This window comes from Nocardia sp. NPDC058519, from assembly GCF_042719755.1.
Taxonomy (GTDB): Bacteria; Actinomycetota; Actinomycetes; order Mycobacteriales; family Mycobacteriaceae; genus Nocardia.
Map to the genome: position 1 here is coordinate 137,906 of NZ_JBHXNK010000015.1, position 12,549 is coordinate 150,454.

Below are 12,549 nucleotides of genomic sequence, written 5' to 3' on the forward strand. Positions count from 1 at the left end.
CGAAGAGCCCCGGCGATATTCGCCGGGGCTCACTCGTCTGACACACGAATTACTTCTTGCGTTCCTTCTTTTCGCGCACGCGCACCGAGATACGCACCGGCGAACCGTCGAAGCCGAACTCCTCACGCAGACGGCGCTCCAGGAAGCGGCGGTAGCCTGCCTCGAGGAACCCGGTGGTGAACAGCACGAACGTCGGCGGGCGAGTACTCGCCTGGGTGGCGAACATGACGCGGGGCTGACGGCCGCCACGCATCGGCGGCGGGGTGGCCGCGATAACTTCCTTGAGCCAGGTGTTGAGGCGGCCGGTGGAGATGCGCTTGTCCCAGGACTCGAGCGCGGTTTCCATCTGCGGCACCAGCTTCGCCACGGCGCGGCCGGTGTGGGCGGAGATGTTGACCCGCTGCGCCCACGGCACCCGCACCAGATCGCGATCGATCTCGCGCTCGAGCATGTAGCGGCGGTCCTCGTCGACCAGGTCCCACTTGTTGAACGCCAGCACCAGCGCGCGACCGGATTCGGCGACCAGGCTGATCACGCGCAGATCCTGTTCGGTCATCGGCACCGAGGCGTCGATCAACATGATCGCGACCTCGGAAGCCTCCAGGGCCGACTTCGTCCGCAGCGACGCGTAGAACTCGGTGCCGGTGGCATTGGAGACCTTGCGGCGCAAACCGGCGGTGTCGACGAACTTCCAGGTCTTTCCGCCCAACTCGACCAGCGAGTCGACCGGGTCGACGGTGGTACCCGCGACATCGTGGACCACCGAGCGCTCGTCGCCTGCCAGCTTGTTCAGCAGGCTGGACTTGCCGACGTTCGGCTTGCCGATCAGTGCCACGCGACGCGGTCCCGCGACAGCGGTGCCTTCGCGCGGGGTCTCGGGCAATGCGCCGAGCACGTCGTCGAGGAGGTCGCCGGTGCCACGACCGTGCGCGGCCGAAACCATGCGCGGCTCGCCGAGTCCCAGCGACCACAGCGAGGCCGCCTCGAGTTCGACCCGCTGGTCGTCGACCTTGTTGGCCACCAGGATCACCGGGATCTTGGAACGGCGCAGCTTGCGCACCGCGGCCTCGTCGGTGGTGGTGGCGCCGACCGTGGCGTCGACGACGAGCAGGATCGCGTCCGCGGTCGCCATCGCCACCTCGGCCTGGCGAGCGACATGCGCCTGCAGACCCTTGGCGTCGGGTTCCCAACCACCGGTGTCCTGCACCATGAAGCGGCGCCCGGCCCAGTTGGCCTCGTACGAAATGCGGTCACGGGTCACACCGGGAACGTCTTCGACAACCGCTTCGCGTCGGCCGAGGATGCGGTTGACCAGGGTCGACTTACCCACATTGGGGCGCCCGACCACGGCCAGCGTCGGCATCGCGATGTGCTGTTCGCCGTCACCGTCCCCATCGATATCGAGGACTTCCCATTCGGACTCGTCGGTCCAGGTTCCGTCGCCTACGAGAATCTCTTCGATCATCGCGGACCTCCTGTCGTGGCCGAAAGCTGCTGAGCCACCACGCGATACAGTTCCTCGATGGTCTGCGCCATCGTCAGGTCACTGGTGTCGACGAGCACCGCGTCGGCGGCGGGGCGCAACGGCGACACTGTGCGGGTGGAGTCGAGGGTGTCGCGGCGCTGCACGTCGGCCAGCACGGCCGCGTAATCGTCGCCGCGGCCCTCGCGGATGTTCTGAGCATTGCGCCGCTCGGCGCGTGCCTCCGCGGAGGCGGTGAGATAGATCTTGGCGTCGGCGCCGGTGAGCACGACGGTGCCGATATCGCGGCCTTCGACCACGATGCGTCCCGACATCGCCGCGATCTCACGCTGCAGGGCGACGAGCTGCTCGCGCACCTGCGCCACCGCGGAAACCGCCGAGACGGCCTTGGTGACGGCGTCGCCGCGGATCTCGTCCGAGACGTCTTCGCCGTCGAGCTCGATGACCTCGTGGCTGGGATCGGTGCCGATGGAAAGCGGCAGCGCCGCAACGGCTTCCGCGATCGCGACCGCATCGGCCAGCTCGACACCCGAGCGCAGCACGCGCAGCGTCGCGACCCGGTACATGGCACCGGTGTCGAGGTAGCGGGCGCCGAGGCGCGCCGCCAGACGACGCGACACGCTGGACTTGCCGGTGCCGGAGGGGCCGTCCATCGCGACGACGAGCGTCGCGTCACCGGTCATCCGGTCGCCGGCGAACTCCAAGGGAAAGTCCACACCGTTCACAGCTGCACCGCCTCGTAGAGTTTGCCGATCTCGTCGCGGCCGAGCACCCGCAGCGTGCCGGGACGCTGGTCACCCAGTGCCACCGGGCCGAGGTGGGTACGCACCAGCCGGATCACCGGGTGGCCGACCTCGTCGAGGAGCCTACGCACGATGTGCTTGCGGCCCTCGTGCAGCACGAGCTTCACCAGTGACCGGCCCTGGTAGGCCTCGAGCACCATGAACTTGTCGACCTTGGCCGGACCGTCCTCGAGCTCGACGCCTTCGCGCAGGCGCTTACCGACCAAGCGGTAGTTCACTTCGCCGTCGACGGTGGCCAAGTAGGTCTTGGGAACCTCGAACGAGGGGTGCATCAGTCGATGCGCCATCTCGCCGTCATTGGTGACCAGCAGCAGGCCCTCGGTGTCGGCATCGAGACGGCCGACGTGGAACAGGCGCTGACCAGCGGCGATCCGCTCGGCGATGATATCGCCGACGCAGGGGCGCCCCAGATCGTCGGACATGGTGGACTGCCAGCCCCTCGGCTTGTTCAGCACCAGGTGCACCAGTTCGTCGCGCACCACGACACGGGTGCCGTCGACGCGCACCACCGCGTTCTCGGCGTCGATGCGCAGACCTTGCTCACGCACGATCTTGCCGTCGACCTCGACGCGACCGGCGGCGATCATCTCCTCGGCGGCGCGACGCGAAGCCACACCCGCCTTGGCGAGGACCTTCTGCAGGCGTTCGCCTTCGCCCCACGGGAGCTTCTTGGGGCCCTCGGTGACGTCGGCGTGCTGGTGACGCGCGGGCTTGGCGTTGTTCAGGATCGTCGGAGCGACGACCTTCTTCTGCGGCTTCGCGGTCTTCTTGCGAGCAGCGAAGGCTTGGGTGCCTGCCGAAGCGCCGCTGCGCTGACCAGCCGTACCACCACGCTGTGCGCGGTCGGCGTCACCACGCGGGTAGCCGCCACCGCTGGACGCACCGGCGCTGCGACGGTCATCACGCTGGTAACCACCGGCAGACGGGCCACGACGGTCGCCACCGGCCGGGGCGGCGCGTCGATCATCACGCTGGTAGCCACCGGGCGAACTGCCGCGACGGTCACCACCGGCGGAGCCGCCACGACGATCGTCACGCTGGTAGCCACCGGTGGAGGTGCCACGGCGACCGCCGGACTCCGCGTCACGCTGGGAACTACCGGCGGACCTGGCAGCTGTCTGATTGCCGCGCTGAAAGCCACCCGCGCCGGTGCCGCGGCGGCTCGGTGCCGCTGCGCGGGAGCCACCCTGCCCGGTGCGCGTACCCTCGCCACGGTTACCCGCGGTTCGGTTCGCGCCACTTCGGGGCTGGTCGCTGCGATTTCTTCGATCCGGTGTGCCATCTCGGCGAGCGGAATTATTCATCTGTCCTGTCAATCGTCGGTGCCGAGATCCATGTCGGACTCGGCGGGTTTCTTCAGCCTGGTGAACCGCGGATCGGTTTCCAGGCTCTCGCTGATCTCGTCGATCAGATCGACGCCGGGAAGCAGCGGCGCCAGCAGTGGCAGGTCGCCGAGCGAGGCGAGCCCGATCCGTTCGAGGAACAACTCGGTGGTGCGGTACAACGTGCCGTTGGTTTCGGGGTCCTGACCCGCTTCCGCGATCAAGCCTCTGGCCAGCAGCGTGCGCATCACTCCGTCGACATTCACCCCTCGGACCGCGCTGACCCGCATGCGGGTCACCGGCTGGCGGTAGGCGACTACCGCCAAGGTTTCCAAGGCGGCCCGGGTCAGCTTCGTCCGGGCCCCGTCGAGCAGTACCCGCTCGACATAGGGCGCGTACTCCTGTCGAGTATAGAAGCGCCATCCGTCACCGACGAAACGCAGGTCGATGCCGCTACCGCGCGCGGACAGTTCGGCCGCCATCGCGCGCAGCACGGTTTCGACGCGCTCGGTGGTGTCGTCCAGGGCCGCTGCCAGCTGTTCTGTCGGCGCCGGAGCGTCGACGACCAGCAACATCGCCTCGAGCGCCGAGCGCAATTCGAGGTCGTCGAGTGGCTCAGAGGTGAATTCCACCACTGCCTCTGTCATCCGTAATCCTCCTCGAAAGTCAACGCGGCTGCCTCGGCGTCCGGGTCGAGCTCGCCGAGCCAGCTGACGGCAAGCGGCCCCAGCGGATCAGGTTGGTCGAAGGCGATGGTCTTACCCCGGTACAACTCCAGCAACGCCAGAAACCTCGCCACGATTTCCACCGGGACTGTGCAGTCGACCACCAATTCGGCGAACGTCGTCCACCCACCGGGCCCGCGTTCCTTCAACAGCGCCAGCACCAGCTCGGCCTGTTCGGCGACCGAGATGGTGTGCATGTGCAGATGCCCGAGCCCGACTTCGGCGATCGGGCGTGGTCGAAAGGCCGCCGCCGCGATCTCGGCGAACGCGGCGATATCCACCCCGAGGGTGACCTCGGGCAGCAGCCCTTCGAACTGCTCCTCGAGCGCCACCGAGCGCGGATACCGGCGCAGCGCCGCGGCTTCCAGCTCGGCGAGCAGCTCGGCCACCTGCTTGAACGCGCGGTATTGCAGCAGTCGCGCGAACAGCAGGTCGCGAGCGTCGAGGAGTTCGAGGTCGTCGGCGTCGGTCATCTCGCCCGACGGCAGCAGCCGTGCGGCCTTGAGGTCGAGCAAAGTGGCGGCGACGACGAGGAATTCGGTGGTCTGGTCGAGGATCTTGTCCGCGCGCAGCTTGGTGTTCTCGGCCAGCTCGGCGGTCAAGGCCTTGGTGTAGGCGATGAATTCGTCGGTGACCTGGTGCAGCGCGACTTCGGTGACATCGAGTTTGCGCGAGCTGATCAACGTCAGCAGCAGATCGAACGGCCCCTCGAAATTGGTGAGCCGCAAGTGGAAACCGGGTTTCTCCGCGGCCGGCACCGCGTCTTCGGGTACTGCTTGCACCGCAGGTGTAGCTCCGATCACCGGCCAGACCGGTGGATGACTTCACGTGCCATCGCTCGATACGACTCGGCGCCGCCCGATTTCGGCGACCAGGTGGTGATCGGCTCGCCCGCGACGCTGGCGTCGGGGAAGCGCACGGTGCGCGAGATGGCGGTGTCGTAGACCAGGTCTCCGAACACCTCGACCACGCGCGACATCACCTGACGCGAATGCAGCAGGCGCGCATCGAACATGGTGACCACGATGCCGTAGAGGCTCAGCCGCGGGTTGAGCCGGTCGCGCACCTTCTCGACGGTGTCGTTGAGCAGGGCGAGGCCGCGCAGCGAGAAGTACTCGCATTCCATCGGAATGATCACGCCGTCGGAGCAGGCCAGCGCGTTGACCGTGAGCAGGCCGAGCGAGGGCTGGCAGTCGATGAGGATGTAGTCGTAGCGATCACGCACATCGTGGAGGGCGCGGCCGAGCGACTGTTCGCGGCCGACCTCGTTGACCAGCTGGATCTCGGCCGCTGACAGGTCGATGTTGCTGGGTAACAGGTCCATGCCGTCGACCTTGGTGGTCTGCAGCACGTCGTCGACCTTGGCCTTACCGCCGATCAGCAAGTCGTGCACGGTGAGTTCGAGATCGTGGTGTGCCACACCGAGCCCGGCCGAGAGCGCACCCTGCGGGTCGAGGTCGACGAGCAGCACCCGGCGGCCGTATTCGGCCAATGCCGCACCGAGATTGATGGTCGAGGTGGTTTTTCCGACCCCGCCCTTCTGATTGCACATGGCCACGACGAGTGCGTCGCCATGGCGCTGGACCTGTGGTGGATCGGGAACCAGTCGCAGCGGGCGGCCTGTCGGGCCCATCTCGACGGCCTCGGCGACCTCTTCCGGTCCACCGTCCCACGGTGTTTCCGCTGTCGTCACGATCCGCTGCTCCTTATACGTTTTCCTTGCCGGTAACCCCTGTCGAGGGTAGCGAGGCCGATACGGGACCGGCTCGCTTTCGTACGGTCCAACTCTGGGTAGACGCTACCGCTCGGACCGGTGAGGTACGGCATGGCAACGCCGGGCGTGTTCGCACGATACCTGCTCAGCACGTACCGGTGGGTACGGTTCACGTCGCACGCGGATGGGCGGTGGCCCAGACTTCGCGCAGGGTGCTCACCGTGACGAGGGTGTAGATCTGGGTAGTGGTCACCGAAGCGTGGCCGAGCAGTTCCTGCACCACCCGCACATCGGCGCCACCGTCGAGCAGGTGGGTGGCGAAGGAGTGACGCAGGGTGTGCGGTGAGACCGTCGCGCCGATCCCGGCGCGTTCGGCGGCGGTCTGCAATACCTGCCAGGCGCTCTGCCGTGACAGTCTGCCGCCGCGGGCGTTGAGGAAAAGCGCTCCGCCGGAACCTTTTCCGCTCGCGGCGAGGGTGGGACGACCACGCACCAGATACGCCTCGACGGATGCGAGCGCCGGGCGGCCGATCGGGACGAGGCGCTGTTTTCCGCCCTTGCCGTGCAGCACCACACAGCGTTGTTCGGCGTCGATGTCGTCGACATCGAGCCCGACCATTTCCGAGATCCGCGCGCCCGTGGAGTAGAGCAGTTCCAGCAGGGCCCGGTCGCGCAGTCCGCGCGGTCCCCCGTCGGAGCCGTCCGGTTCGCCGCCCACCGACTCGAGAAGTCGCAGAACCTGGTCGTAGGGCAGCGCTTTGGGCAACCGCCGACCCGGCGCCGGTGGTTTCACCGCGTGCGCCACATCGGTGTCGGTCATGCCCTCGGCGGCGGCGAACCGGTGCAGTCCGCGAACCGCGATCAACGCCCTGGCCACCGAACCGGCGGCCAGGGCGGGATGATCGGCGCCGCCGGAACGCAACGCCATGGTGAATTCGGCGACGTCACCCTGGGCCACCGCGCCCAAGCTTGCGACCCCGCGACCGGCGAGGAAATTCCGGTAGCGGGCCAGATCACGACGGTAGGCACCGAGGGTGTTGCGCGCGGCTCCGCGCTCGACCGCCAGGTGGTCGAGGTAGGCGTCTATCTCCCGCTCGAGCACGCCCCCGCCCCGTCTAGTCCCCGCCGACCGCTGCGGTGGTCACGCCTGGGCAGCCTTGCGCCGCAGGAAGGTCGTCGGCTGACCGGGCCACGGCGCGTCGGCGGCACGCATCGGTACCCCGCTCGCCCGCGCCGCGGCATAGGCGAGCACGCCGGCGACCGCGGTCGCGTTCACGATCTCCCCCGCCAGCGCGGCCCGCACCGCCTCGTCGAGAGGCATCCGCACCAGTTCCAGGTCCGCTTCCTCGTGCTCGGGATCGGGCCGGTCGGTGGCGCTGAGACCGGTCGCGAAGAACACCCGGAGCGCCTCGTCGGTGAAGCCCGGCGACAACGCCACATCCACCAGCACCGACCACTGCGCGGCGGCGAGGCCCGTCTCCTCGGCCAGCTCGCGCTTGGCCGCGGTGAGCGGGTCCTCACCTTCGATATCGAGCAGCCCGGCCGGCAGTTCCAGCAGCCGGGTACCGATCGGATGCCGATACTGGCGGATCAGCACCACATTGCCGTCGTCGTCGAGCGCGAGCACCGCGACAGCACCGTGATGCTCGATGACCTCACGCTCGGCGACCCGCCCGTCCGGCATCCTGACCTGATCCTGGCGCAGGGCCAGGATCGCGCCGCTGTAGAGCACCCGGCTCGACACCGTCTCGAAGTCGTGACTACCGGGCTCGCTCATGCGTTCCTATCGCCGATGTTCCTAAGCGTCCGCGGCCTGCTCCGCGAGCTCTTCCTCCGGGAAGTCTACGGGAAGGCGTTCGGCCAGTTTATATTTCAACGCGGCGTTGATCAGCGCCGCGAACAGCGGATGCGGCCGGGTCGGACGGCTCTTGAGCTCCGGATGCGCCTGGGTGGCGACGAAGAACGGATGCACCGAAGCCGGGTATTCGACGAACTCCACCAGGTGCCCGTCGGGCGAGGTGCCGGAGAAAACCAGCCCGCTCTTGGCGATGGCGTCGCGGTAGGAGTTGTTCACCTCGAACCGGTGCCGGTGCCGCTCGGACACGTTCTCGGTGCCGTAAGCCTGCGCGACAACCGAGCCCTTCTTCAAGGTGGCGGGGTAGGCGCCCAGACGCATGGTGCCGCCGAGGTCGGCTTCACCGGCGACGACGTCTTCCTGATCGGCCATGGTCGAGATCACCGGGTTCTTGGTGTCGGGCTCGAATTCCGCCGAGTTCGCGTCGGAGATACCGACCGAACGCGCCGCCTCGATGACCACACACTGCAGACCGAGGCACAGGCCGAGCAGCGGGATACCGCGATGCCGGGCATAGCCGATCGCGCCGAGCTTGCCCTCGATGCCGCGAATGCCGAATCCACCGGGGATCAGCACGGCGTCGACATCACGCAGAGCCGCGATGGCACCGGCTTCGGTTTCGCACTCGTCCGACGGCACCCAGCGGATGTTCACCTTGGCGCGATGCGCGAAACCACCCGCACGCAGCGCCTCGGTCACCGACAGGTAGGCATCGGGCAGATCGACGTACTTGCCGACCAGCGCCACCTCGACGGTCTCGCGCGGGGAATGCACGCGATCGAGCAGATCGCCCCACACCGCCCAGTCCACATCGCGGAACGGCAGCCCGAGCTTGCGCACCACATAGGCATCGAGGCCCTCGCTGTGCAGCACCTTCGGGATGTCGTAGATCGACGGCGCGTCCGGCGTCGAAATGCACGCCTCCACATCGACGTCGCACATCAGCGCGATCTTGTTCTTGAGACCCTGCGGCACCTCACGGTCGCAACGCAGGATCAGCGCGTCGGGCTGGATACCGATATTGCGCAGCGCGGCCACCGAATGCTGCGTCGGCTTGGTCTTGAGCTCACCCGAAGGCGCCAGGTACGGCACCAGCGACACATGCAGGAAGAACACGTTGTCGCGACCCACATCGTGACGGATCTGGCGGGCCGCCTCGAGGAACGGCTGCGACTCGATGTCACCGACGGTGCCACCGATCTCGGTGATCACCACATCCGGCACATGCCCCTCGAGATCAGGACCCTGCATCGCCAGGATGCGATTCTTGATCTCGTCGGTGATATGCGGAATGACCTGCACCGTATCGCCCAGATACTCACCGCGACGTTCCTTGGCGATCACCGTCGAATAGATCTGGCCCGTGGTCACGTTCGCGTCCATCGTGAGATCGCGATCGAGGAAACGTTCGTAATGACCCACGTCCAGGTCGGTCTCGGCGCCGTCTTCGGTAACGAACACCTCGCCGTGCTGGAACGGGTTCATGGTGCCCGGATCGACATTGAGATACGGGTCGAGCTTCTGCATCGTCACCCGCATGCCGCGCGCGGTCAGGAGCTGACCGAGGCTGGAGGCGGTGAGACCCTTACCCAATGAGGATGCGACGCCACCGCTCACGAAGATGTGCTTGGTGGCATTCTTAGCCTGATTCCGTTGATGACCCACGGACCACCACTGTACCGCCTCCCCGGATCTTTAAGCGCAACCGAGGTGCGTAAACGGCCGCGTCGGCCGCTGGCAGTTGGTCGGCGGCGGGGTTTGCTCGTACCCGGGGAGTTACCCATGTTCTTGCGTGATCAGTTGTTACGTCGGTACGCGAGTCGCGGGAACTTGCCTTGGGAAGGTGGTGAGGTTCTCATTCAGCGGGGCATGGCTACGAGAGTCAGCGAGGTCGCTGTTGGGCCTGTTCCGTAGCGGCCTGCGCCGCCTGTGAGTTGTTCTGTCAGGGCGAGTGTTGTTGTTACTCGGCCTATTTCGCGGTCTGCGTTGTCGACTGTGGTGACTGTTGTTGCCAGGGGGGCCTGGGCTCTTACGTTGGCGATGGCGGCGTTGTTCTCCGCGGCGCCTGCGCGGCCTGCGAGGACTGTTCCCGCGGCTCTTGCTCGGAGGGCGCCGGTGAAGCGGGCGATAGTCGCGCCCTGGCCGGTGTCGGGTTCGACACCGTTGCCGGTGATGACTACGGCCAGTTGGGCGGGTCTCGTCGGGGGGTCGGTGTAGGTGAGGAAGTCGCCGCCTCGGAGGGTTTCGAGGATGAGGGACAGTTCCTGGGGGGTGCTGCGGGGGTGGTTGGTCGTGGGGTCTTGGAGCAGGGCAAGGCCGAGGAGGTCGCCTGCGAGGCTGCCCTGGTCTACGGCACCGGTGTTCAGTTGGGCGCCCGCGGGGACGATGTTGGTCATGGCGGAGCGCATGCGGTCGCCCTCCCCGGCGTCGACGAACGACTCGGTGAGGGCGATGCGGCCGGTCACGGTGGCGCCTGCTGTTTGCAGGGACTGGCTCACGCCGTCGATGTCGGCGGGGTCGGCGTCGGGGGTGGTGAGGACGACGACGGTGCGGTCGGCCAGGGTGCCGTTCAGGATTCGGGCAGCCGAGCCCGCGATGAAACGGTCGGCGGCGTCGAGGCGGGCGGTGAGCTGGTCGTTCTGGGCGGTCAGTGCGTCTACCTGGGTGTTCAGGTCGGTCTTGTCCGAGCGCAGGCCCACGAGCATGTCGCCGGCGAGGGTGTGCGAACCGAGCACCACCCCGACCGCCAGCGCGAGGAAGATCGCCGCGATCGAGATGGCGTGTTGACGCAGCGAGATCACAGCAGACCACGCACCCACAGGACGAAGCTGTTCCAGTATTCGATCGCCCAGTCCAGCACCTCGGAGCCGTTGCGCGAGGCCAAGATCACCACCACGATCGCCACGAGCGCGGCCAGCACCACCAGTGCCAGCGCGGCACCGGCGGAACGGTGGCGGTACAGCGTCGACACCGCGTTCGCGTCCACCAGCTTCGCGCCGACCTTCAACCGGGTCAGGAAGGTGGCCGGGTTGCTGTCGCGACGGCCACGGTCGAAGAAATCCTCGAGCGACGCGGGCGCGCCTGCCAGCACGATGAGCGACGCGCCATGATGATCAGCGAGCATCAGCGCCAGGTCGGTCGGCGAACCCGAGGACGGGAACGTGGTGGCACCGATGCCGAGGTCCTGGATCCGCTCCAGCCCCTTCGCGTGGCCGTCGGTGTCGGCAGGCAGGATCATCTCGGCGCCGGATTTCAGTGTCTCCGTGCTGATTTCGTCGGGATCGCCGACGATCAGGTCGGGCGTGTACTTGAGCTTGCGCAACGTGTCGGCGCCGCTGCCGACGCCGATCAGGATCGGCGCGTACTCCTTGATGAACGGCTTGAGCCGCTGCAATTCCGCGAGATGGCCGGAGCCGTCGGCGATCACGACCACATGCCGGTTGCGCATGTTCAGCTCGATATCGGGCACCCCGACACCGTCGATCAGCAGCGCGCTCTCGGTGCGCACGAATTCGGTGGTGTTTCCCGCGAACGCGTCGAGGTGGTCGGCAAGGCCGATGCGCGCCTCGATCATCCGGTCGGCGATCGCCGACTCGTCGAATTCGATGCCCTCGACCAGGACCTCGGGTTCCTTCTTGGTCAGCTTGTCGGCGTAGACGATGCCGCCGTCGATACGCACCTTGGCGCCGTCCTTGATCCTGCCGAACGCGTCGGAGGACACCGTGTCCATCAGCACGATTCCATTGGCCACCAGCACTTCCGGTCCCAGATTGGGATACCGCCCGGAAATCGACGGGGAGGTGTTGATCACCGCAAGCACCCCCGCCTCGACCAGCCGGTCGGCGGTGTGGCGGTCCAGGTCGGTCTGGTCGAGAACGACCACATCCCCCGGCCCGACCCGCCGCAGCAATCGGCCGGTATCGCGATCCACCCGGGCGATCCCGGCGACACCGGGCAGCGTTTCCGTGTTCCGTGACAACAACGCCGGCATCTTCATGAGGCCGATGATGAAGCCAAACCCTCAACCTTTGGTGGAGGCGCGCCGGTCGGGGCATGGGCCGCGACTACCCGTATGCTCCGGGTCACAGACATTTCGGACAGGAGACACATTCATGCCACGCAGCACCGTCGAGACGGTCTTCGACGCACCTCGCGACATCGTCTACCGCCTCTTCACCGAGCGTGAGAGCGTCAGCCCGTACCTGCCGATCCAGGTCAAGCTCGTCAAGGCGGGCGATCCGGCCACCGGCGTCGGCGCCCAGCACCTGCTCGGCTTCGGCAAGGCAGGCGTCACCGAGGAGATCACCGCGCTGGTCCCCGGCGAGCGGATGGAATACAAGATCGTCAAGGGCGCGCCGGTCAAGCGCCACGTCGGCATCGTCACCTTCGCCGATACCAGCGAGGGCGGTACCCGCGTGGTGTACTCGATGGAGTCCGAGCCGTCGCTGCCCGTACCCGCGCCGGTGCTCGAGTTCGGCCTGCGTCAGCTGACCAACCAGCTCATCGGCGGCGTGCGCAAAGCCCTGCGCTGATCGAAGCCCCGCGCTGATCGAAGCCGGCGTGGGGGGGGGGGGGGGGGGGCGGCCCGCGCCGCGGCCGCCGCGCCAGTTCAGGCTCAACGGCGTCGACAGCGGCAGCAAGGTGATG

Annotated in this window: 12 protein-coding genes; 1 reads left to right on the forward strand and 11 read right to left on the reverse strand. The window is 67.3% G+C overall.

Annotated features, from left to right (window positions below; all coding sequences use genetic code 11):
• Window positions 1-49: 49 nt before the first annotated feature.
• From der to steA, 11 genes are all read right to left on the reverse strand, one after another.
• Complete coding sequence (gene der, locus ACFWPK_RS18530) at window positions 50-1,465, reverse strand: ribosome biogenesis GTPase Der (RefSeq protein WP_378917289.1); 1,416 nt, start codon at window positions 1,463-1,465, stop codon at window positions 50-52.
• Window positions 1,462-2,166 carry a (d)CMP kinase gene (gene cmk, locus ACFWPK_RS18535; protein ID WP_378917328.1) on the reverse strand — a complete coding sequence of 235 codons (705 nt, stop codon included), beginning with the start codon at window positions 2,164-2,166 and terminating at the stop codon, window positions 1,462-1,464. Before cmk ends, der begins: the two co-directional genes overlap by 4 nt.
• Before the next feature lie 38 nt (window positions 2,167-2,204).
• Entirely contained in the window at window positions 2,205-3,590 is a 1,386-nt protein-coding gene (locus ACFWPK_RS18540; protein ID WP_378917291.1) for a pseudouridine synthase, read from the reverse strand.
• A gap of 8 nt (window positions 3,591-3,598) precedes the next feature.
• Window positions 3,599-4,255, reverse strand: a complete 657-nt coding sequence (gene scpB / locus ACFWPK_RS18545; protein ID WP_378917293.1) for an SMC-Scp complex subunit ScpB — start codon at window positions 4,253-4,255, stop codon at window positions 3,599-3,601.
• Window positions 4,252-5,136, reverse strand: a complete 885-nt coding sequence (locus tag ACFWPK_RS18550) for a segregation and condensation protein A (protein ID WP_378917295.1) — start codon at window positions 5,134-5,136, stop codon at window positions 4,252-4,254. The genes scpB and ACFWPK_RS18550 overlap by 4 nt, the downstream gene beginning before the upstream one ends.
• On the reverse strand, window positions 5,133-5,966 hold the full coding sequence (locus tag ACFWPK_RS18555) for a ParA family protein (RefSeq protein ID WP_378917330.1): 834 nt from the start codon (window positions 5,964-5,966) through the stop codon (window positions 5,133-5,135). Before ACFWPK_RS18555 ends, ACFWPK_RS18550 begins: the two co-directional genes overlap by 4 nt.
• A gap of 250 nt (window positions 5,967-6,216) precedes the next feature.
• On the reverse strand, window positions 6,217-7,149 hold the full coding sequence (xerD, locus tag ACFWPK_RS18560; RefSeq protein ID WP_378917297.1) for a site-specific tyrosine recombinase XerD: 933 nt from the start codon (window positions 7,147-7,149) through the stop codon (window positions 6,217-6,219).
• Window positions 7,150-7,188: 39 nt separating this feature from the next.
• The gene (locus ACFWPK_RS18565) at window positions 7,189-7,824 is read right to left on the reverse strand and encodes an NUDIX domain-containing protein (protein ID WP_378917299.1); all 636 of its coding nucleotides are present in this window, start codon (window positions 7,822-7,824) and stop codon (window positions 7,189-7,191) included.
• A gap of 21 nt (window positions 7,825-7,845) precedes the next feature.
• Entirely contained in the window at window positions 7,846-9,567 is a 1,722-nt protein-coding gene (locus tag ACFWPK_RS18570; RefSeq protein ID WP_378917301.1) for a CTP synthase, read from the reverse strand.
• A gap of 194 nt (window positions 9,568-9,761) precedes the next feature.
• Window positions 9,762-10,703 (reverse strand): copper transporter, encoded by a 942-nt coding sequence (locus tag ACFWPK_RS18575; RefSeq protein WP_378917332.1) that lies wholly within the window; start codon window positions 10,701-10,703, stop codon window positions 9,762-9,764.
• On the reverse strand, window positions 10,700-11,899 hold the full coding sequence (gene steA, locus ACFWPK_RS18580) for a putative cytokinetic ring protein SteA (RefSeq protein ID WP_378917303.1): 1,200 nt from the start codon (window positions 11,897-11,899) through the stop codon (window positions 10,700-10,702). The genes ACFWPK_RS18575 and steA overlap by 4 nt, the downstream gene beginning before the upstream one ends.
• Before the next feature lie 115 nt (window positions 11,900-12,014).
• Between steA and ACFWPK_RS18585 the strand changes: the two genes are divergently transcribed.
• The gene (locus ACFWPK_RS18585) at window positions 12,015-12,434 is read left to right on the forward strand and encodes an SRPBCC family protein (RefSeq protein ID WP_378917305.1); all 420 of its coding nucleotides are present in this window, start codon (window positions 12,015-12,017) and stop codon (window positions 12,432-12,434) included.
• Window positions 12,435-12,549 lie beyond the last annotated feature (115 nt).